Raw genomic sequence first — 21,079 nt, 5'->3', positions numbered from 1 at the left:
CAGGGACTAGTGCGAGTCTGGGCCAGTGCGCGGCTGGGCTAGTGCGAGGCAGAGACCCGCTGTTGCCGGACCAGATCAACGAGGCTTGCCAAAGCAAAGACCACGGCGGCGAAACAGACAATTGTTGGCCCTGTTGGGGTGTCAAAGACAAAAGACAGCTGCAGCCCTGCCAGCGCCGACAGCATGCCGATGCCAGCGGCAATAAATGCCATGCGCTCTGGTGTCGAGGCAAAGGGTCGGGCCGCCGCCGCAGGGATCAGGAGCAGGGCGGATATCAACAATACGCCAACCACTTTGATGGCAACGGCAACCACCAGAGCCAGGGCGATGGTCAGGATCAGCTGCTCACGTTTGGGGTTGAGCCCCGCAGCATAGGCCAGATCCGGGCTGAGCGTTGCGGTCAAAAGCGCCGACCATCTGGCCCAGAGCATCACCAGCACCAGCGCAGCACCACCCCAGATCACCGCAAGATCCAGTCTGCTCACAGCCAGGATGTCGCCAAAGAGATAGGCCATCAGATCAATGCGCACGCCCTGCAGAAACGAGACCGCAACCAGACCAAAGGCCAGCGAAGAATGTGCCAGAACCCCAAGCAGGGTATCCATGGCGAAACCACGGCCGCTGAGGCTGGAGACGGCGGTTGCCATCAGCAGGGAAACAATCAGCACGCCAGCAAAGATCGGCACCTGAAAGCCCAGTGCCAAAGCAACGCCCAGGATCGAGGCATGCGCGGTGGCATCGCCAAAATAGGCCATTCGGCGCCAGACCACAAAGCATCCCAAAGGGGCAGCAGCAAGGGCAACGCCCGTGCCGGCAAAGGCGGCGCGGAGCAGAAAACTGTCAAACAAGCTCATCATCTTTGCAGCTCTTTCCTGTCTGAACCCGCGGCATCTGATTGTAGTGCGCTGGGGGCGTCTTTGCCGTGATCGTGGCCACAACTGTGGTCGTGGCTGTGATTGTGTTCATGCCGGTACAGGGCCAGTGCACCCTGGGTGCCGCTGCCAAAGAGGGCGCGATACTCTGGCGCTGATGCGACATGTTCGGGCTCTCCCTCACAGCAGATATGACCATTGAGGCAGACCACCCGGTCAGAGGCGGCCATCACTACATGCAGCTCGTGGCTCACCATCAAAATGGCGCAGCCAAGCGACTGACGCACGGCTTCAATCTGTTGGTAAAACGCGGCAGATCCGGGCTGGTCCAGACCCTGCGTTGCCTCGTCCAGAATCAACAGGTTTGGCGCGCAGAGCAGGGCGCGGGCCAGCAGCACCCGCTGAAACTGACCACCAGAAAGCCCGGCCATCTGGCGGCTGGCCAACTGACCTGCTCCGGCCTGTTCCAGAGCATCTGCGGCCTGCTGGTCAGAGACCTTGTCGGGCAGGCTCAGAAACCGGCGGACTGTTATGGGCAGCGTCGGGTCGATATGCAGTTTTTGCGGCACATAGCCAATGCGCAGATCGGGACTGTGGCTCACGCTCCCTTTGCTTGGCTTTTGCGCTCCAATGACACTGCGCAGCAGGGTGGATTTTCCCGAGCCATTTGGCCCGACGATGGTGACGATCTCGCCCGGATTGATCGCGAGGGTCACATTAGACAGCACCGTATTGCCGCCATAGCGGACCGAGAGATTTTTGAGCGCAATCAGACTCATGCAGCGTTTGCTTTTTGGCAATTGGGGCAAAGACCCTCGGCCTCGACCACGGTGCGTTCAATCTGGAAACCGGCCTCGCGCGCGGCCTCGCCCAATTGTCCCTTGGTCGGATTGGTATGGGCCTCAGCGACCGCATTGCACAGACGGCAAATCATAAAGATCGGAGCATGGTCTTCGCCAGGGTGGGTGCAGGCAATAAATGCGTTCAGGCGCTCGATCTTGTGGGCGAATTTGTTCTTCACCAGAAAATCAAGGGCGCGGTAGGCGACGGGGGGCTGCGAGCCCAGTCCCTCTTCGCGCAGCCGGTCGAGAATCTCATAGGCCCCCAGCGCACGGTGTTCCTGCAGCAGGATTTCCAACACCCGCTTGCGCACCGGCGTGAACTGTAGCCCCTGCGCCCTGCAATTGGCGTCAACCGTGGCGATGCAGTCGGCAATGCAGCTGGCATGATCATGGGTTTCGAATCCTATGGTATCCATGGTCGCGAATCTCCGCTGATAAAAGGGCAAAGGCCGATGAGGCGAACTTGGCTCTTGATATGTTATGATATGACGTTTAACAAGCCGCGATATGTTATACAATCACATGAGGTGCACCATGTTCAAAATCCCCCTGACAACAGCTGTTGCGGTGCTGGGTTTTTCCACAGCAATCTGGGCAGAGGTGCCGCGCGTCACGACGGATATCGCACCCATCCATGGGCTGGTGTCTCGCGTGATGCAGGGGCTGGGCGAGCCTAGCCTTGTGGTGCCTGTGGGTGCCTCTCCTCATGATCACGCCATGCGCCCCTCCGAGGCCATGGCGCTGTCGCGTGCCGATGCGGTGTTTTGGCTGGGCGAGGTGCTGACGCCCTGGCTGGATCGGGCAATGGATGAGCTGGCAGGCCAGGCTCAGGTCACAGAACTGCTCGATGTCGAAGGCACGCTGATATTGCCCTTCCGCGAGGGTGTCGGCTTTGAAGCGCATCATCACTCTGAGGACGCGCACGAAGACGATCACAACGATCATGACGATGACCATACTGGCGAACATGAGGACGACCCCGAAAAACACGCGCACGATGAGGCGCATGACGAGCATGGCGAAGCCCATGATGATGACCACGAGGAAGGCCACGATGAGGAACACTCTGATGAGCATGGGCACGACGGCCATGAAGGCGTGGATCCGCATGCCTGGCTGTCTCCGGAAAATGCGCAGCTCTGGCTGGAGGTGATTGCGGCTGAGCTGTCCCGCCTGGACCCGGAGAATGCTGCGACCTATGCGGCCAATGCAGCCGCAGGCAGGGCTGAGATCCAGACTGCCCGGGCACAGATTGCAGAGTCTCTGTCACGCCCCCAGAGCGGTGGCTTTGTGGTGTTTCACGATGCCTATCAGTATTTTGAGCACAGCTTTGGCATTCAGGCGGCGGGTGCAATTGCGCTGAGTGATGCCTCTGACCCCAGCCCGGCCCGGATCGCCGAGATCCAGCAGGTTGTGAAGGATCACGCGGTGAGCTGCGTCTTTTCCGAGCCGCAATTCAACCCGGATCTGGTGGCAACCGTGCTGGAGGGCAGTGCTGCGAAAACCGTGGTGATTGACCCCATGGGCACCGGTCTTGAGCTGGGATCCGGGTTCTATGTCGCACTGTTACACGAGCTTGGCGCAGCAATGGTCGCCTGCCGCTAGGGGCATCGGCGACATCGCTTCACTGCAAAAGGGTCAGAACTCGTTCTGCCCCTTTTTTCGTGGCGTTTGAGGCGCGCGCCTACCGGATGGGTTAGATAGGATGAGTGAGGTTGCCTGTGGCGGCGGTGAAAATACACTTGAAACCAAATCCTAAAGGGCCGAGGGACGGGTATATAATTCCACCCTCTTAAATTTGCTGTCTGGGCGCTCTGTATTGGCGCACATTACAGCCGGGGAGATCTGATATGCGTTTGCCAAGTCTGACTCACCTGCGCTGTTTCGAGAGCGCGGCGCGGCATCAAAGCTTCACTGCGGCGGCCGAGGAAATGGGCCTCACCCAAAGCGCGGTCAGTAAGAAAGTGAAAGAGCTTGAGACCGATCTCGGCTTTGAGCTCTTTCAGCGGGTGGGGCGTGGCGTTGTTTTGACCGCTGCGGGCTCTGGTCTGGCACAGGATCTGGCGCTTGATCTCGGGGCGCTGCGCAACACGCTGCACAAGGCAGTGGCGGCCGGGGCAGGGCGCAGTGCCCTGCGCATTGCCGTGCTGCCGACCTTTGCCAATCGCTGGCTGATCCCCCGGCTGCCGGATTTCTTTACGCGCCACCCGGAGGTTGAGCTCAACCTTTCTACCCGGCTGGAGAGGTTTGACTTTGCGCGTGATCCCTTTGATCTGGCAATTCACTATGGCCGTGACAACTGGCCCGGCGCGCGCATGGTCGAACTCTTTGGTGAGCAGATGATCCCGGTCGCAGCGCCCGCGTTTTTTGCACAGTATGACCTGGAAAAGATCGAGACCCTGCCGACGGCCCCGCTGGTGCATCTGGACAGCCGCAGGGATGCCTGGGGCGACTGGTTTCGCGCGGCAGGCATTCTGGGGCAGCCGCGCCAGGACGGGCGCTATTTTGACCAGTACTCCATGGTGATCGGCGCTGCGGTCGCGGGATTGGGGGCCGCAATCGTGCCCTTTGATATGGTGTCACAGGAGCTGGATTCTGGCGCGCTGATGCGGCTGCCGGGGCCCGGGCTGCGCTCTCCCAAGCGCTATTATCTGGTGCGCCCGCATGGGGCGGCGACGGAGCCGGTGCAAAAATTCGAGGCCTGGATCACCCGGCAGCTGCGCCAAAAATCCGCAGGCTAGCAGAAGCGCGCGGCTAGGTGCCACGAGACCCTGAGGCTAGAGCTGTTTTTGCATCAGGATCAGATCAAGCCACTGCCCCCATTTGTGACCGACCTGCGCCATATGGCCACTCTGGGTAAAGCCAATGGCTGCGTGAAAGGCGACCGCCCTGGGGTTTGCGCCGCTGATCCCGGCCACCAGCACATGCACGCCATTTTGCCGTGCGACGTCTTCCAGTCGCTGCATCAGAGCCCGGCCCAACCCGCGCCCCTGCGCCGCCTGCGTCAGCTGGATAGAGTGTTCCTGCGTGTGGCGATAGCCAGGCCCGCTGCGGAAGGGGCCATAGGTGGCAAACCCCACCACGCGGCCATCGATTTCGGCCAGCAGAAACGGCGCGGTGGCGTCGCGCAGCCGCGCTGCAATGTCCTCGGGGCTGCGCTCTTGCGTGGTAAAGGTGAAAAGCGTGTCGCGGATCAGGCTATTTGCAATGCGGGTGATCGTTGCGGCATCCTGTGGCTGCGCCTGTCGAATACGTGTTGGCATGGCGTAGTTTCCATCGTTTGGACCCTGAGAACTGACGCAATAAGGATCATGCAGGCCGTGGAACTACAAGATCGAATGGCGCCGCTGGTGACCAGCTGTGGTAAATCTCTTGCACCCGGTGCGGATCAGGGGTCATTTCGACAGATGATGCGACTTCTTGGTCATACAGCGATCTTTGTGTTCCTGACCTTGCTGACACAGCTCGGCGGGATGGCTTGGCTGTTTGCCCTGCTGTTCCGGCGGCGCATCTTGATGTTTGTGCTGACATATAGCGCCCTGACCCTGGCTGCCCATTGGGCCACACCGGTGACGGGGCGGGTGGCTCTGAGCTGTCACAATGGTGGCAGCTTGCAGGTTCAGTCCTGGTTCTACTGCATCACCAACCGAAACTATGTCACGCCTGAACTCGCGGCGGTTCTGCAAGAGGCCGCAGCCACACTGGAAAGAGAATATCCGGGAACCAAGACAGGTGTTCTGGACGCCAATTTTCCATTCCTGACGGGTTTTCCTTTGTTGCCGCACCTGTCGCATGATGGATGGGGAAAAGGTGGACCTGGCGCTGTTTTATCGCGATGCCTCAGGGTATCTTGCGGGCGCAACGCGCTCTCCGGTTGGGTATTTTGCTTTTGAAGACGACAGCAGCGGAGCCTTGGCTGGGGATACTCAAAGGTGCCCGGCGGTCTGGCTGACCCTGCGCTGGGATTTCGCTGTTTTGCAGCGGTTCTGGCCCGACTATAGGCTTGAGCCCGCGCGGACCTCTCTGTTGCTACGCACACTGGTGCAGGACGCACGGGTTGGAAAACTGTTTGTTGAGCCCCACTTGCAGCCGCAGTTTTGGGTCGAGGATCAAAAGATCCGCTTTCAGGGGTGCCGCGCTGCCCGCCATGATGATCATATTCATCTGCAATTATAGCCCTCTACTTTCTTGTTGCAGAATGTGCAGGCCCTTGGCTGGGTTGCGGTTGGAAAACAATTGCACTTGCAGCTTGCGCGCTTCAAAGATGGGGCGACACTGGAATGGAGAGCTTTTTTATGCTGCGCAATGACTTAAAACCGGCGACGATTGCCGCGCAGGCCGCAGGTGCGGTTGATATGGCCAGTGGGGGCGTGGTGCCGCCGATCCAGCCCTCGACCACCTTTGTGCGCGACCGGGACTATCAACTGGTCAATGGCGACAACGTCTATCTGCGCTCGCATAACGAGGCGGTGCGGCTGGGAGAGGAAATCCTTACGCGTCTTGAAGGCGCCGAGGATACCCAGCTGTTTCCGTCTGGAATGGCTGCGATTGCGGCGGTGTTTCGCACGGTGCCAAATGGCGGGTCGGTCATTGTGCAATCGGGCATCTACTGGGGCACAACCAAATGGATCCGCGATTTTTGAAACCGCCGTGACATAACACTGCATGAGGTGGACGCCAGTGATATCGCGGCGCTGCAGGCGGTCTGTATGCAGTATGATGCCCAGGTGTTGTTCGTGGAAACGCCGTCAAACCCCTGGCTGAAAACGGTCGATATTGCCGCCGCCAAGACCTGCGCCGAAAGCTGCGGCGCCATTTTGGTTGTGGACAGTACCGCAGCAACCCCCTTGCTGACACGTCCTCTGGCGCTGGGGGCTGATATTGTCATGCATTCGGCAACCAAGGTGATCAACGGCCATTCTGATGTGTTGGGAGGCGTTCTCAGCACCCGAGCGCGCGATGCGGTCTGGGAGGCGATCTGCATGGACCGCAACGAAGCCGGCGCGGTCATGGGCCCGTTCGAGGCATGGTTGCTGGTGCGCAGCATGCGCACCCTGCCGCTGCGGGTTGAGAAGATGTGCGCCAATGCCATGCGCGTCGCAGAATTCCTCTCGACGCACCCTGAGGTAGAAGATGTGTTTGTACCCCGGCCTGCCCAGCCACGAAGGTCACGCTCTGGCGGCGCGGCAGATGAGCGGCGGTTATGGGTTTTTGATGTCTTTTCTGGTCAAGGGCGGACGTGAGGCGGCGCTGGCCGTGGCGGGACGCTTGAACCTGTTTCACCGCGCAACCTCGCTTGGCGGCGTTGAGAGCCTGGTTGAGCACCGGTATACCATCGAGCCCCACACCGGCATTCCCGAAAGCCTGTTGCGGATCTCTATCGGTATCGAAGACGTGGAGGATCTGATCGCAGATCTGACACAGGCGCTGCAGGGCTAGGCCAGATCGCGGCAGGCTTTGCCGCCCCGGTGGCTGCTGCCGGGGCATGCAGTGCCTGTGCATGCAATTTGACCTGTGACGGGCGCGCTATTGCCGCCCGGCGATATACCCCAGGGTAACAGCCGCCAGCAGGCCGTTGCCGGACAGATAGCCGCTGTCGCCACGCCCGGATACGCCGCAGGCGGCGCCACCAACAGCATAGAGATTGTCAAGACAGCCCCCCGTCTTGCAGCCTGTCGCGCGGCGGGTTTTGGCCGTTGCCGGGTCGGCTTCCAGACCACCCTGGGTGTGAAACAGGGCACCTGTTACCTTTACCGCGTGATAGGGCGGGCTGAGGCGCGGCTTATCTGTGTCCCACGATCTGCCAAAACTGTCATGTCCCGCGCGTGGCAGCGTGGACAGCGTATCGCTGAGAGCTTGCTGCGGCAGGCCGGACGCCTTAGCAAGATCAACAATGGTTTCGCCGGTCAGAACAGCCCCTTGTTTTTCGGCGTTCTTAAAATCTTCAAACTGGCGGGCGATCGCGGCAATGCGGCTGTCAAAGATCACCCAGGCCGTGCCACCCGGTTGTGCCAGCACCGCACGGGCTGCCTCAGAATAGCCCTGCGCTTCGTTCCAGAACCGCTGCCCTGTGCTGTTTACCTGCACGCCGCCTTCGGTGATGGTGGCCCAGGTGCCGATCAGGATGCCATGCGGATGGGCCACATTTCCGTGACCCTGATAGGCACCAAGATGAGCAGTCTTGGCACCCAGTGCCTGCCCCCAGCGAATGGCTTCGCCGCGGTTGCTATCATGGCCAAACCACAGGGCATTGTTGATCTCCGTCATGTGTTCAGCCACCATCGCGCGGTTGCCGCCAAATCCATTGCAGGCAAGGATCAGGCGCGTACAGGCGATGGTTTCACAACTGCCATCAGGCAGTAGCAGCTGGGCGCCGTAGATACGGTCTTCCCTTGCATAGAGCCTGATTGCCCGGCGATTGCAGATCAGCGGGATGTCCAGTTCCTCGGTGCGGGCGCGCAGCGCATCAATCAACTCCTGCCCGGATCGCGTTGGCAATCCGTGCATGCGGCGGCGGCTGTGGCCGGGGTAGTCAAAATCGGTGACCAGCGAAAAGGCCAGCCCGTGGCGGCTGTAAAGCCATTCGATCACAGGGGCTGCAGTGCTGGCCATGCTGCGCACAAGATCAGGATCGTTTTCGTCTTGCGCCTTGGCCTGAATATCCTGTGTAAATTGCTCTGGGCTATCCTTAATGCCTGCCTGCGCCTGAAATCTGGTGCCTGCGGCTGGGATCAGCCCGGCACTGAGGGCGGCGGATCCTGCGGGCACGGCGTCCGCCTCGACCAGCAGAACCTCCTGTTGCGCCTCGTTTGCTGCCAGTGCTGCAACCATGCCTGCGGCCCCGGCGCCGATGATCAGGGTTTCGACCGCAAGATCGAAAGCCTCGGGTGGCTCTGCGACGTCAGGATGTGCCATCAAACCGCTTTCCAAGCGCCAGCATCTCGGGGGTGCCAATCGCGGCATTCAACCCGTCAAAATCATGCATTCGATCAGAAAACGGCTTGTTAGAGCCTGCTTCCATCAGGCTGGCGTAGTAGTTCTGCGCCGTCATCGCCAGTGCCCTGACAATGCCGCCGGGGAAAATCACGATGTCAAAACCCATGTCTTGCAGGGTTGTGGCGGACGAAATTGGCGTCGCGCCACCCTCGACCATATTGGCCAGCAGCGGCACCTGACCTTTGAACGCTGTTGCGATTTTTGCCAGCTCGTCGCTGTCGCGGGGGGCCTCAACGAACAAGACATCGGCCCCGGCTTCGATGTAGCTGCCGGCGCGCTCAATTGCGGCGTCAAAGCCTTCGACCGCGATGGCATCCGTGCGGGCGACAATCAGGGTGTCCTGGCGACGGGCATCGGCCATGGCCGCGATCTTGCCGGACATTTCTGTTTTGGAGATCAAAGATTTGTCGGACAGGTGGCCGCATCGTTTGGGATAACTCTGGTCTTCGACCTGCAGGGCAGCAGCGCCGGCGCGCTCATAAACCTGCATGGTGCGCCGCGCATTCAGCGCGTTGCCAAAGCCGGTATCGGCATCCATGATCACAGGCAGATCGGTGCGGTCCGCGATCAGCGCCATGGTATCCGCCATCTCTGACGCGGTGGTCAGGCCAATATCGGGGCGGCCCAGGCGGCTATAGGCCACCGCAGCCCCCGACAGATAAAGCGCCTCAAACCCGGCATCGGTAGCAAGAGCGGCGGTTAGCCCGTCATAGACCCCCGGGGGGGAGCACGATCTTAGGCGAGGTGAGACGGCTGCGCAGGGTCATGACGCGGCTCCAATCATGTCCATGGCGTCGGCGCAGGTTACGATGTCAGACACCGAACCCAGCGATGTCAGGGTGGCCTCATGCACCTCGTCATTGAAGGCGGCGCAGCCATCAGACAGCAGGATGGTGTGAATATTGCGCAGATGCGCATCGCGCACCGTGCTGGCCACGCCACCGTTAGTGACGATGCCGCCAATAATCAGCGTGTCGATGTTCATGGCGCGCAGGATGTATTCCAGCCGCGTTTGATACAGGGCCGAGTAGGCGGACCTTTTCCACCGTGAAATCTGCTGGCGCCAAGCTGTCGACCAGCGCATGCCCAAAGCTGCCCGGTGCAAAATAGCCCTTGGTCAAAAAGGGGCGCAGCTTTTTCAGATGAGGTGCAATCAGAGGCTCATCATTGCGCCCGGGCACCAGGGTGAACTGGGCCGATATGTAGATCCCTCCGGCCTGGGTGAGCGCTGATTTAAGCGGCGCAATCCGGTCTGGCAGCGCAAGGATGCTTGCGGCACCCTGACCGGCCCGGCCATAGGCGCCTTTGGGATGCACAAAGTCATTTGCAGATCTATCGTCAGCAAGGCTTTTGTAGCGGGGGTCATCATACTGTGGCCCTTTCCATCAAGGCATTGCCGTAGGCGTCGACTGTGCCGACAAGGCCCGGCTCTATCAAGACGGTTGTGTCGGGCTGCTCCAGGATCGCAGGTCCGGCGATCACGGCACCAATGGGCAGAACCAGCCGCTCATAGAGCTTTGTCTCGTGCCAGCTGCCGTCAAAATGCACCTGCCGTGTGCCCTTAAAGGCTTGGTCTGTGCTGCCGCCTTTCGGGGCCAGCGTGGCCAGATCGAACCGGGGGCGCCGCCCGGTAATGGCGGAGCGCAGGTTGATCACCCGGCGCACTCCGTTCTGCAGCAACCGGCCATAGGTGGCGCGGTATGCCGCATCAAAGGACGTGGCGATTTCTGCCTCTGTTGGCGGCGTTACCCGGCCGTTTTCAACCGTCACCGGCAGGGGGACCGGCACGGTATGGGTTTGCCCCAGATAGGCCATGTCGAGGGTGAATTCCGTGTCGCGGCGCTCAAAATGAGTTTGCGCCGCGTCCAGCGTGGCAAACCCGCTGTCTACATGGGTTTGCATGAATCCTGTCAGCTGCGACAGATCGATCCCCACCAACATGGCATTGATGGTTTGCACGAAATCCTGCCGCATATCGGCAATCACGCAGCCCATGGCTGAGGTCACACCGGGATACCGCGGCACGATGGCGCGTGCGAGGCCAACCTCTGCCAGCATTGCACCGGAATGCAGCGCTCCGCCGCCACCAAAGGGCATAAAGGCAAAGCGTTCCGGATCAAAGCCGCGTTCGATCGACACCAGGCGCAGCGCCCCTGCCATGCGGCTGTTGGCGACGCGTAAAATGGCTTCGGCAGCCTGCAGCGCATCCATGCCCAAAGGCTGCCCCACATGTTTCAGGATCGCGGATTTGGCGGCCTCGACATCCAGCCGGTCGAGTTTGCCGCCAATGGGGTTGTCCGGGTCGATGCGGCCCAGAACCACATTGGCATCGGTCACGGTGGGGCGGGTGTTGCCCTGCCCATAGGCCACAGGGCCGGGGGTGGAGCCGGCGCTTTCGGGGCCGATATTCAGCAAGCCACCCTTGTCCACCCAGGCAATAGAGCCGCCACCGGCGCCGATGGTGGTGATCTCGATCATTGGTGAGCGGACCACCATGCCAAAATCGATCGAGGTCTGCGGCGACAACATGGACGCCCCCTGGGCGATCAGGCTGACATCAAAAGAGGTGCCGCCCATGTCGCCGGTGATGACATCAGGAAACCCCGCAGCCTGCGCAATGTAGCCCGCCGCGATCACGCCTGCTGCCGGGCCTGACAGAGCAGTGCGGACAGGCAGTTTTGCCGCCGTTGCCACATCCATGACGCCGCCATTGGATTGCACGATCATGAACTCTCCGGCAAAGCCACCGTCTTTCAGCGCAGTTTCCAACCGGGCCAGATAGCCCGAGACCTCGGGTTGTAGATAGGCATTTAGCGCGGTGGTGGAAAATCGTTCAAACTCGCGGATTTCCGGCAGGATTTCCGACGAGGCCGAGACATGGGCGTTGGGCCAGATCTCGCGCACGGCGGCCACGGCGGCGCGTTCATTTTCACCATTGGCATAGCTGTTGGCAAAGAGCACGGCACAGGCGAGGCAGCCCTCGTCGATCAGCTGTTGTGCCGCCGCACGCACCGCCGCGAGATCCACGGGCGTGCGGACAGAGCCATCGGCAAGGGTGCGTTCCGGCACTTCCAGACGCAGAGCCCGGTCCACCACCGGCGTGAAGTTCCCCCGCAGCCCCCAGGTGCGCGGCCGGTCGCGGCGGCGCATTTCCAGCACATCCCGAAGACCCATGGTGGTGATGACACCGATCCTGGCGCCCTTGCGCTCAAGCAGCGCGTTGGTGCCGGCGGTGGTCCCGTGTACCACGACGGAAACACCTGAGAGATCTTTGACACGGGCCTGAATACCCGAGAGAAATCCGCCCGACTGATCCGGGCGCGTGGTGGGAACTTTGGCAACTTCGGCCTGGCCGGTTGCTTCGTCCAGCACAAAAATATCTGTGAAGGTGCCGCCAACATCGACGCCGATCATGCGGTTGCTGCTGCTCATGGGGTCACCTCTTTCCAGGCCGGGCCATAGGCCTCGGTGGCTTTTTCTGCATTGATCAAACCGCCTGCCACATCACGCGCGACATCTGCGGCCGGGCGTTGTGCCGCCGGGCCGTAGCCGCCGCCGCCGGGGGTGTCCAGCCGCACGGACTGGCCGCGCTCCAGTTTGATGCCGACCATTTTTGACGCCATCGGCGGGCTGTGCCAGCCATCGGCCTGCTGGTACGAGAACACATTTAGTGCGGCGTCACCGCCGCCCGCCGCGCCCTTGGGGGCAAAGCGGCCGCGTTCGCCAAACAAAAAGGCGGTGGCGCTTTCTTCCAGCACTTCGATTTCATAGGTTGCCCCCATGCCGCCGCGGTGCATGCCGGCTCCGGCGCTGTCGGGGCGCAGGGCCCATTGTTTGAACATGACCGGATAGGCGGCCTCCAGGATTTCCATCGGCGGGATTGTTGCGGTGGAAATGGGGGCGTTGCCGTGGTTCAGCCCGTCGCCTTCGATTGAGCCCCCATGACCGCCGCCGTAAAAGCTGAACATGACCCAGGGCTGGCCATTGGCGCGCTTGCCGGAAATCGACAGCGCATTGATGGTGCCATAGGCATTGGCGACCACACGCTCCGGCGCGGCCTGCGCGGCGGCGGCAAAGATCACATCGACCATGCGCAGGATGGTTTCAGTGTAGCCACCAACAGGGGCAGGGAAGGGGGCCGACAGCAAGGAGCCTTCGGGGATTTTTACCTCAATCGGGCGCATGACCCCGGCATTTGCCGGAGAGACGGGAAGATATGTTTGATCGCAACATAGGCGGTGGCGACCGCCGTTGGCAGCGCGATGTTCACCGGCCCGGCGCAACGCTCGGCTGTGCCGGTGAAATCCAGCACCATGCGGTCGCCCTTGATTTCCAGCGCGACCTTGATGGCCAGTGGCGTGTCGGTAATGCCGTCATTTTCGAGAAAATCCTCGGCCTCCCAGCGCCCATCAGGCAGCTCTGTCAGCTCCGAGCGCATCAAGACCTCGGCCCGGTCTTGCAGGGCATCAAGGGCGCTGCGGACCGTGTCGGCGCCATATTCCGCCAGCAACTCGTCCAGCCGTTTCACCCCCAGATCCAGTGCGCCCAGCTGGCCGTTCAGATCGCCCTGCGCGGATTGCGGCAGGCGGGTATTGCGCATCAGAATGTCGATGATATCGGTCTGGATCTTGCCCGCCTTTGCCAGTCGCACCGGCGGCAGCACAAAGGCCTCCTGAAAGGCATCGGTGGCGGCGGGGTTATAGTTGCCCGGAACCGCGCCGCCCACATCGTGCCAATGGCCGACCGAGGCGAGATAGCAAAACAGTTTGCCATCATGAAAATAAGGCCGCACCAGCCGCATATCGCTGAGGTGGGAGCCGCCCATATGCGCGTCATTAAAGATATAGATGTCGCCCTCTGCGAGATCGCCGTTTTCTGCCGCCTTCTCAATGACGGCCTTCACGGCAAAAGACATGACGCCGACAAAGATCGGCAGGCCGGATTTCCCCTGCACCAGCGTGTCGCCCGACATGGCGTGGTACAACCCATGTGAGGCGTCATGCGCCTCGGCGATGATCGGGTTAAAGGCGGCGCGAAACAGAGTTGCATCCATTTCATCCGCGATCTGCTCCATCCGGCCGGCCAGAACGGCAAGCGTGATCGGGTCAATCTGTTTGGTCATGCGTTTGCCTTTGCTTCAGCGATGTCGTTCCAGACGTCTTGCCGTGTGATGCGCCCGGCCTTGATTTCGAACCGGTCGATGAACCGGATGCCTTCAAAGGCCGTGCCATCCGGCCAGGCGCCAGACAGGGTGCCGCGACAATAGACGACAGTCGCCTCATCGGGCGATTGCAGAGCCTCAAAGCCTTGGTAGGTTTTAGTGACAAATCTGTAGCGCGGTTTGGCCCAGGCGATCAGCTGTTCCAGTGTCGTCATGGGTGCGGCTCCGGGGAAGGTCATGACAAAATCCGCGCCCAGCAGTGTCCGCGCTGTATCAATTTCGCGGGCCTCCATCGACGACAGATAGCTGCGCACCAACTCTATGGGGTCGGGCAGCGCGGGGGCCGGGCTGCGATGCTCACCGCCGCGCATGTACCCAGACGGGTCAAGCTCGTGAACGAGGACAGTGACGGCCTCGGGAGGGGCGGGGACGACGATACGCACCGCATGGGTGAGGGCGGTGCACAGCCGCGTCTTTTCGGCGTCACTGTAGCCCTGCATCACGTGAAGTTCGATGACTGGCATAGAGCCTCCCTTTGTTAATTGGTATTTTTTGTAATACAGATTATTGGATCAGTATAGACAAATAATTTGCTCTTCTGTGAATAGATTTGTTGCTTTTGGAAAATCCGCCGCTAGGGTTGGTCTGGAACTGAAAGGGTAGACATGGGACAGACACTGGCATCCTCTGCACGCAAAGACCTTCCTGAGGGTGGTAAGGCGCAGCGCGTTTTTATGCATTTGCATCAGGAGATTACCCGCGGTGTTTATGGGCCTGGCGCGCTGCTTCCGGCAGAGCAAAAGCTGGCCGCGACCCTGGGTGTCTCCCGCGTTACCGTGCGCCGGGCGCTTGATGTGCTGGAGCGCGATGGGCTGGTCGAGCGTCGTGTTGGCTCTGGGACTACGGTCTGCGCGCAGAAGGTGGGGCCGTCTATGGCGGCGGACTTTAGCACGCTCATGCCGCAACTGGTTGAGATGGGGCAGAACACAACGGCCAGGCTGTTGTCGTTCAGCTATGGGGCATCACCTGGCGGCGTGGCGAAAACGCTTGGGTTGGAGGCAGAGGTGCGCGTGCAGGCGGCTGTGCGCCTGCGTCTGATTGAGGGTGAGCCGTTTTCCCATTTGACCACCTGGGTGCCAGAGGAAATCGCGCAGAATTACACCGAGGCTGAGCTTGCCACCACGCCGCTGTTTCGCCTGCTGGAGCGCTCCGGCGTCAAGGTCGAGTCGGCGCATCAAACGGTGAGCGCCACGCTGGCCTCGCCCGGTGTCGCCGAGGCACTGGGCGTTCGGATTGGAGCCCCTCTGTTGTCGCTGGATCGTGTGGTGCGCGATGCGCAGGGGCGCGGGGTTGAATATCTTGCGGCGCTGTACCGGCCCGACATGTTCCAGCTTGAGATGTCGCTCAACCATGTTGGGGTGGGAGAGACGCGGCATTGGGAGCCGGTGATCAATCCGACCCGGAAAGACGCGGCAGAATGACCAGACCGCTGACACTGCTCGACAAGCTGTGGCAGGCGCATGAGATCATGCGCCGCGACGATGGTCTGTCGTTGTTGTGGGTGGACCGGCATCTGGTGCATGAGGGCTCGCACCATGCCTTTGCCAAACTGGCGCAGCGCGGCCTGATGGTGGCAGAGCCGGACCTGACCTTTGCAGTGGTTGACCACTACGCGCCAACGCGGCCCGGAGCTGTGGCGCCCGACATCCGCCGTATGATTGACACGCTGGCCCAAAATGCCAAAACGCAGGGTGTCCGCCTGTTTGATTTGCGCGACCCGGGACAGGGCATTGTGCATGTGGTGGGGCCAGAGCAGGGGCTGACGCTGCCCGGTTTGCTGATCAATTGCGCGACAGCCATACCTCCACTCCTGGGGCGCTTGGCGCTCTGGCTTTTGGAGTGGGCGCGACCGAGGTGGCGCATATTCTGGCAACGCAAACAATCTGGCAACGCAAACCTAAAACCATGCGGATCACCATTACTGGCGCTTTGGGCGCGGGCGTTACGGCAAAGGATCTGGCGCTGCACTGGATTGCAAAACTGGGCGCGGATGGTGCGCGGGGGCATGCGATCGAATACGCAGGTGAGGCGGTCCGCGGGCTGAGCATTGAGGGACGTCTGACCCTGTGCAATCTCAGCATCGAGGGCGGCGGCAGGCTGGGTCTGGTTGCGCCTGATCAGGTGACATTCGACTATCTCAAGGGTCGCAACTTTGCCCCAAAAGGCGCCGCCTGGGACGCTGCGGTGGCGGACTGGAAGCTGCTGCACAGCGATCCGGACGCTGGTTTTGACCGTGAGGTCGCTGTTGATGCCGCCCCGATTGCACCAACGGTGACCTGGGGCACCTCGCCAGAAGAGGCCCTGCCGATTACCGCGCGTGTGCCGGATCCTGCAACAATGTCCGGTGGCAAACAGGCGCAAGCCCGTGCAGCCCTTGATTACATGGGGCTTGAGGCCGGGATGCCGTTGGAAAGCGTGGCAGTAGATCAGGTGTTCATTGGTTCCTGTACCAATGGCCGGATCGAGGATCTGCGCCTTGCTGCAAAGGTGCTTGCCGGGCGTCAGGCAAAGGTGCCGGGGCTGGTGTCGCCGGGGTCTGCGCAGGTCAAAAAACAGGCCGAGGCAGAAGGGCTGGCGCAGATCTTTACCCGGGCCGGGCTGGAATGGGCTGATGCGGGCTGCTCTATGTGTGTTGGGATGAATGGGGATCTGGTGGAGGCGGGCAAGCGCTGTGCCTCTTCGACCAACCGGAATTTCAAAGGTCGCCAGGGGCGCGGCGCGCGTACCCATTTGATGAGCCCGGCTATGGTGGCAGCGGCCGCCCTGACCGGCCACCTGGCCGATGTGCGCCCCTATCTGGAGGGGCGGTCATGACGGGATGGTCACGCATTGAAGGCCGCGCCGTGGCGCTGGCGCAGGAAAACGTCGACACGGATCAGCTGATCCCGGCGCGGTTCATGTCGGTGCCGCGCAGCGAAGGCTATGGGCGGTTTTTGCTGCATGATGCCCGTCAGGATGACGCAGCACATGTGTTGAACCGCCATTCGGAGGCCCGCGTGCTGGTGAGCAGGCGCAATTTTGGCAGCGGCTCCAGCCGCGAGGCCGCTGTCTATGCGCTGGTGGATTTTGGCATCAGGGCGGTGTTTGCCCCCAGCTTTGGCGACATATTTGCGGGCAATGCCGTCAACAATGGCTTGCTGCCCGCGCGTTTGCCGCAGGCGCAGGTTGAGGCCTTGCTTGCGAAAATCGGAACTGGGGATTGCGCCGCCTGCGTTGATCTGACCACAGGGCAAGCCGTCATCGCCGGGCAAGAACTGAGTTTTGAGCTCGACCCCGTTTGGCAGCAAAAGCTGGTGAACGGCTGGGACGACATCGACCTGACTGCCCAGCATAAAGAGCAAATTACAGCATTTAGGGCCGCGCGGTTTTTGGCCCATGAGTGGGCTTTGCCCAAGACATAACAAGGTCGGGTGCCCCGGTCGGGGTCAGGGCCATAACCAAAGGGGCATCATAAGATACCCCATCACCAGGGAGTACTACAAAATGAAGCACAAAATTATTGGTGCGATCCTTGCGACAACGGCAATGTCTTCGGCTGCTCTTGCAGAAGACACCTTGACCGCGGTGCATGCCTTTCCGGAATCACTGATTTATACCAAGTCGTTCCTTGAGTTCGTCGACAAGGTCAACGCGGCTGGCGAAGGCGTGGTCAAAATCGAAGTGCGCGGTGGTCCCGAGGCCATTGGCATGTTCCAGCAGCCGGATGCTGTGCGCTCTGGTGTGGTCGATATGGTCTACACGCCGGGCAGCTTTTATGCCGGTGCTTTGCCTGAAAAAGATGCGCTGGTCACCTCCAATCTGACGGCGGTGGAAACCCGTGCCAATGGCGGTCTGGAGCTGATCGACCAGATCCATCAGGAAAAGATGGGCGTGAAGTATCTCGGCTGGTTTGACTCAGGCGTGTGCTACAATTTGTGGACGCGCAACGCGCCGGAACTCGACGCAAGCGGCAATCTGGATGTGTCGGGTCTGAAACTGCGCGGCAACGCGGTTTATAATGCGTTTTTCACCGAATACCTTGGGGCGCAGGTCATCGATTTGCCCACGACTGAGGTCTATTCGGGGCTGGAACGCGGTGTGGTTGATGCGACCGGCTGGACCCAGATTGGTCTGATTGATCTCAAGTGGAACGAGTTCCTCAACTACCGGATTGAACCCTGCTTCTTTTCCACCGATCTGGGCACCATTGTGAACCTCGAAAAATGGAACAGCCTCTCTGAGGAGGCGCGCACCATCCTGCAGGATGTCGCAGTGGCCCATGAGGCCGAAAGTGCCGCCAAGCTGGGCGCTGTGCGGGACGAGGATTTTGCAGCCCTTGAAGCGGCAGGCATGAAAATTGTGACGCTGGAAGGGGACGCGGCTGAGGCCTATCTGGCGGCTGCGACGCAAAAAACCTGGGATCGCATGAAGGGCCTGATGGCGGATAGCCCCCAGGGTGACGGCAACTATGAGACGCTGATCGGGCTGTTTTACCAAAAATAGTCAGCCACACAGCGGCGCGCCGGATGTCGATGGGGCAACTGGCGCGCCAAGCAGGTTCGAAAAAAGGGCATGAAATGGCGATGGTTGGTAAACTCTATGACAGTTTCCTGTACGCGATGGCGGGGGTTGCAGGCTTTATGCTGGTCTGGCTGATGATCTCGGTCACCCTGTCGGTGGTGATGCGCAATGCGGGGATGCAACCCTTTGCATGGCTGTTCACCTCGTCCGAATACGCCATTCTTTACATGACAATGATGGGCGCGCCCTGGCTGGTGCGTGAAAAAGGCCATGTGCATATTGAGCTGGTCACCGCAGCACTGCCTGCGCCCATGCGGCGCATTGTCAGTCGTCTGGTGGCGGTGCTTTGCGTCACGGTATCGGTCATTCTGGCCTGGAAGGGGGCAGAGCTGTTCCTGGGAAATATCGCGCGCAACGATCTGGATGTGCGCGCCTATTATTTTCCCAAATGGATCCTGACCATCGCCTTTCCCATTAGCTTTGGGCTGATGGCGGTAGAGTTTTCGCGCTTTGTCTTTGGCAGTGAGCTGATGCATTCTGGCGAAGCAGGGATACACGAATAATGGAATGGTTTGAATCACTTGCCCTGCTGCTGGGCTCAATCCTGCTGTTGATGGCAATCGGCATGCCGGTGGCGCTGGCCTTTTTGGCGGCCAATATCGTTGGCGCATGGTTCTTTATGGGCGGGGCCAAAGGCATCACGCTGCTGCTGAACAACGGGTTTGGCGGGCTGCCGAACTATGCTCTGGTGCCGATCCCGCTGTTCTTGCTGATGGGAGAGGTTTTTTTCCATACCGGGCTTGGCGCGCGGATGTTCAACGCCATTGACCGGCTGCTGGGCAAACTGCCCGGGCGGCTGTCCTATGTCACCGTTCTGGGCGGCACCGCATTTTCAACATTGTCGGGCTCATCCATGGGGTCAACCGCGCTGTTGGGCAGTCTGATGGTGCCGGAAATGACCACGCGTGGTTATAAAAAGCACATGTCGATCGGGCCTATTCTTGGCACAGGTGGTCTGGCAATCATCATCCCGCCGTCTGCCCTGGCGGTTTTGCTGGCTACATTGGCCCGCATTGACGTGGGCGCGCTTTTGATCGCCGGAATCCTTCCCGGATTGATCCTTGCCAGCCTCTATGTCGGGGTCATCTATTTGCAGACCCGGATCGACCCCACGGCTGCGCCGGCCTATGAGGTGGAAACACTGACGCTGGGCCATAAACTGCGGCTGCTGTTCGGAGATGTGGTGCCGATGCTCTCGATCATGGTGTTGATCGTGATTGGCATGGTGGGCGGTTTGATTACCCCCTCCGAGGCGGCTGCCTTTGGTGCGCTGGGGGTGCTGATCCTTGCCATCCTGTTTCGCTGCCTGACCTGGGAGGCGATGAAAAAATCCGTCGTCGGCGCCCTGCGGGTCACATTGATGGCCTATCTGATCGTGTTCGGCTCGGCCACCTTCAGCCAGCTTCTGGCCTTTTCGGGCGCGTCCAGCGGGTTGATCCGTTGGGCAACATCGTTTGATCTGGCCCCGGTTGCGATGCTGATGGTGATGTTCTGTGTGCTCTTGCTGCTTGGGATGTTCATGGAGCAGATTTCGATGATGCTGCTGACGGTGCCGATCTTCTTTCCGCTGGCAGCCTCATTGGGGTTTGATCCCATCTGGTTTGCCCTGATCATTCTGCTGGCGCTTGAAATCAGTTTCACCACACCGCCCTTTGGGTTGTTGCTCTTTGTGATGAAGGGCGTGGCCCCAAAGGATACCACAATGCGCGATATCTATGTCTCGGCCTTTCCCTATATGGGCTGTTCGATGTTGCTGGTGGCGCTCCTGATCCTGTTTCCAAAGATCGCCCTATGGCTGCCAGGCCTGTAGCACGGGGGCTGCGCTGGCTCTTATGATTGCATCCTGGCCGCTAGTTTTGTGCCATGAGGGACGCGTAAAAGCCCTGTTTGCCCATAGAAATCCGGGTGGAGTTTGCGCGGTCCTGAGCATCACGCAGTGCGTCAGCAGAGACGCAGGTGTTGGACAGGGCCTGCGAGGCAGAGCAGCTCGAATAGCAAAGGTTCGTCCCGGTTGTCGTGGCGTGCTGGGCGTTGCCAAGCTTGAGCAGGCGATCCCGAAGGTACCCGTCTGCAGGGTTGCTCGCGAGCGCAGAGGACGCGGCGTTGGCTGCAGTCGCGGTGCTACCGGACGACAGCAGGGCCACGGTGACTGCCAGGGTTGCGAAAAGGCTTTTGGTGAGCGCGCCAAGGCAATTCGTGTCGCTACCTTTGTGGTCGACGGGTGCCGCGAAATTTGTCGTCTTTACCAGATAGTCCATGATGTGCTCCTCGCAGTCGGTTCAGCGTTGGAGAGAAGCTTTAGCGGTTTAGACCGGGGAAGCTTAGAGGAAGTTGTGTCGAAAAGCGGGCGCTTATTTACAAATTGACAGGGATTGTTAACAGAGTGTTGCCACTTGCACGGCCAATGCCCTTTGGCGCGCGCCAATAGTCAGGGCCAGCTGTAAAATCTTCGTAGCGGCCTGATCATGCGTCAGTTCTCAATGGGAGGCGCAATCCCGACGTCATTTTCAAACAGTATATTTAACATAATTCATATTATTGGATCATGATGTGCAGGGGGGCGCGCGCTACCCTCAACTGCGACATCT

The 21,079-nt window shown here is 60.4% G+C and carries 17 protein-coding genes and 5 pseudogenes; 11 read left to right on the top strand and 11 right to left on the bottom strand.

What is annotated here, in order from left to right; genetic code table 11:
- Window positions 1–38: 38 nt before the first annotated feature.
- Genes B4968_RS15875 through B4968_RS15865 form a run of 3 tightly spaced genes read right to left on the bottom strand, consistent with a single transcriptional unit; the run spans window position 39 to window position 2,130 of the window.
- Window positions 39–854, bottom strand: coding sequence for a metal ABC transporter permease (locus B4968_RS15875; RefSeq protein ID WP_083100516.1), 816 nt, complete (start codon window positions 852–854; stop codon window positions 39–41).
- Complete coding sequence (locus B4968_RS15870; RefSeq protein WP_083100434.1) at window positions 854–1,651, bottom strand: ATP-binding cassette domain-containing protein; 798 nt, start codon at window positions 1,649–1,651, stop codon at window positions 854–856. The genes B4968_RS15875 and B4968_RS15870 overlap by 1 nt, the downstream gene beginning before the upstream one ends.
- Entirely contained in the window at window positions 1,648–2,130 is a 483-nt protein-coding gene (locus tag B4968_RS15865; protein ID WP_083100433.1) for a Fur family transcriptional regulator, read from the bottom strand. Before B4968_RS15865 ends, B4968_RS15870 begins: the two co-directional genes overlap by 4 nt.
- 118 nt (window positions 2,131–2,248) lie before the next feature.
- On the opposite strand from B4968_RS15865, the gene B4968_RS15860 reads away from it, so the two are divergent.
- Both B4968_RS15860 and B4968_RS15855 read left to right on the top strand, forming a co-directional pair.
- The gene (locus B4968_RS15860; RefSeq protein ID WP_083100432.1) at window positions 2,249–3,319 is read left to right on the top strand and encodes a metal ABC transporter solute-binding protein, Zn/Mn family; all 1,071 of its coding nucleotides are present in this window, start codon (window positions 2,249–2,251) and stop codon (window positions 3,317–3,319) included.
- A 245-nt stretch (window positions 3,320–3,564) separates the two neighbouring features.
- Window positions 3,565–4,455 (top strand): LysR substrate-binding domain-containing protein, encoded by an 891-nt coding sequence (locus B4968_RS15855; RefSeq protein WP_083100431.1) that lies wholly within the window; start codon window positions 3,565–3,567, stop codon window positions 4,453–4,455.
- Between the two features lie 36 nt (window positions 4,456–4,491).
- On the opposite strand, the gene B4968_RS15850 is transcribed toward B4968_RS15855, so the two are convergent.
- Complete coding sequence (locus B4968_RS15850) at window positions 4,492–4,977, bottom strand: GNAT family N-acetyltransferase (protein WP_083100430.1); 486 nt, start codon at window positions 4,975–4,977, stop codon at window positions 4,492–4,494.
- Window positions 4,978–5,034: 57 nt separating this feature from the next.
- Here B4968_RS15850 and B4968_RS24635 point away from each other — a divergent pair, with 57 nt between their 5' ends.
- The 3 genes and pseudogenes from B4968_RS24635 to B4968_RS15840 all read left to right on the top strand — a co-directional run bounded on the left by B4968_RS24635 (window position 5,035) and on the right by B4968_RS15840 (window position 7,153).
- Complete coding sequence (locus tag B4968_RS24635; RefSeq protein WP_241525786.1) at window positions 5,035–5,607, top strand: hypothetical protein; 573 nt, start codon at window positions 5,035–5,037, stop codon at window positions 5,605–5,607.
- 19 nt (window positions 5,608–5,626) lie between these two features.
- The gene (locus B4968_RS24630) at window positions 5,627–5,890 is read left to right on the top strand and encodes a hypothetical protein (RefSeq protein WP_241525785.1); all 264 of its coding nucleotides are present in this window, start codon (window positions 5,627–5,629) and stop codon (window positions 5,888–5,890) included.
- Between the two features lie 119 nt (window positions 5,891–6,009).
- Window positions 6,010–7,153: pseudogene (locus B4968_RS15840) on the top strand (trans-sulfuration enzyme family protein).
- 87 nt (window positions 7,154–7,240) lie between these two features.
- Here B4968_RS15840 and B4968_RS15835 read toward each other — a convergent pair.
- From B4968_RS15835 to B4968_RS15810, 6 genes and pseudogenes are all read right to left on the bottom strand, one after another.
- Window positions 7,241–8,629, bottom strand: coding sequence for an FAD-dependent oxidoreductase (locus tag B4968_RS15835; RefSeq protein ID WP_083100429.1), 1,389 nt, complete (start codon window positions 8,627–8,629; stop codon window positions 7,241–7,243).
- Window positions 8,616–9,477: pseudogene (locus B4968_RS15830) on the bottom strand (isocitrate lyase/PEP mutase family protein). The gene B4968_RS15835 and the pseudogene B4968_RS15830 overlap by 14 nt, the downstream one beginning before the upstream one ends.
- A pseudogene (locus B4968_RS15825) lies at window positions 9,474–10,076 on the bottom strand (cysteine hydrolase family protein). The pseudogenes B4968_RS15830 and B4968_RS15825 overlap by 4 nt, the downstream one beginning before the upstream one ends.
- Window positions 10,076–12,142, bottom strand: a complete 2,067-nt coding sequence (locus B4968_RS15820) for a hydantoinase/oxoprolinase family protein (protein ID WP_083100428.1) — start codon at window positions 12,140–12,142, stop codon at window positions 10,076–10,078. Before B4968_RS15820 ends, B4968_RS15825 begins: the two are co-directional and overlap by 1 nt.
- A pseudogene (locus B4968_RS15815) lies at window positions 12,139–13,832 on the bottom strand (hydantoinase B/oxoprolinase family protein). The gene B4968_RS15820 and the pseudogene B4968_RS15815 overlap by 4 nt, the downstream one beginning before the upstream one ends.
- Complete coding sequence (locus tag B4968_RS15810; protein WP_083100427.1) at window positions 13,829–14,395, bottom strand: nuclear transport factor 2 family protein; 567 nt, start codon at window positions 14,393–14,395, stop codon at window positions 13,829–13,831. The pseudogene B4968_RS15815 and the gene B4968_RS15810 overlap by 4 nt, the downstream one beginning before the upstream one ends.
- Window positions 14,396–14,536: 141 nt before the next feature.
- Between B4968_RS15810 and B4968_RS15805 the strand changes: the two genes are divergently transcribed.
- The 6 genes and pseudogenes from B4968_RS15805 (at window position 14,537) to B4968_RS15780 (ending at window position 20,301) form a co-directional block, all read left to right on the top strand.
- On the top strand, window positions 14,537–15,352 hold the full coding sequence (locus B4968_RS15805) for a GntR family transcriptional regulator (protein ID WP_083100426.1): 816 nt from the start codon (window positions 14,537–14,539) through the stop codon (window positions 15,350–15,352).
- Window positions 15,349–16,745: pseudogene (gene leuC, locus B4968_RS15800) on the top strand (3-isopropylmalate dehydratase large subunit). Before B4968_RS15805 ends, leuC begins: the two are co-directional and overlap by 4 nt.
- The gene (gene leuD, locus B4968_RS15795; protein ID WP_083100425.1) at window positions 16,742–17,332 is read left to right on the top strand and encodes a 3-isopropylmalate dehydratase small subunit; all 591 of its coding nucleotides are present in this window, start codon (window positions 16,742–16,744) and stop codon (window positions 17,330–17,332) included. Before leuC ends, leuD begins: the two are co-directional and overlap by 4 nt.
- An 82-nt stretch (window positions 17,333–17,414) precedes the next feature.
- Window positions 17,415–18,413, top strand: a complete 999-nt coding sequence (gene dctP, locus B4968_RS15790) for a TRAP transporter substrate-binding protein DctP (protein ID WP_083100424.1) — start codon at window positions 17,415–17,417, stop codon at window positions 18,411–18,413.
- 74 nt (window positions 18,414–18,487) lie between these two features.
- The gene (locus B4968_RS15785; protein ID WP_083100515.1) at window positions 18,488–18,994 is read left to right on the top strand and encodes a TRAP transporter small permease; all 507 of its coding nucleotides are present in this window, start codon (window positions 18,488–18,490) and stop codon (window positions 18,992–18,994) included.
- The gene (locus B4968_RS15780; RefSeq protein ID WP_083100423.1) at window positions 18,994–20,301 is read left to right on the top strand and encodes a TRAP transporter large permease; all 1,308 of its coding nucleotides are present in this window, start codon (window positions 18,994–18,996) and stop codon (window positions 20,299–20,301) included. The genes B4968_RS15785 and B4968_RS15780 overlap by 1 nt, the downstream gene beginning before the upstream one ends.
- 40 nt (window positions 20,302–20,341) lie before the next feature.
- On the opposite strand, the gene B4968_RS15775 is transcribed toward B4968_RS15780, so the two are convergent.
- Window positions 20,342–20,749: a hypothetical protein gene (locus tag B4968_RS15775; RefSeq protein WP_083100422.1), complete on the bottom strand. Its 408-nt coding sequence runs from the start codon at window positions 20,747–20,749 to the stop codon at window positions 20,342–20,344.
- Window positions 20,750–21,079: the final 330 nt, after the last annotated feature.

Source organism: Pseudophaeobacter leonis (genome assembly GCF_002087335.1).
Lineage (GTDB): Bacteria > Pseudomonadota > Alphaproteobacteria > Rhodobacterales > Rhodobacteraceae > Pseudophaeobacter > Pseudophaeobacter leonis.
The sequence above is the reverse complement of the archived record's forward strand: the minus strand, read 5'-3'. Positions and strand labels throughout refer to the sequence as shown.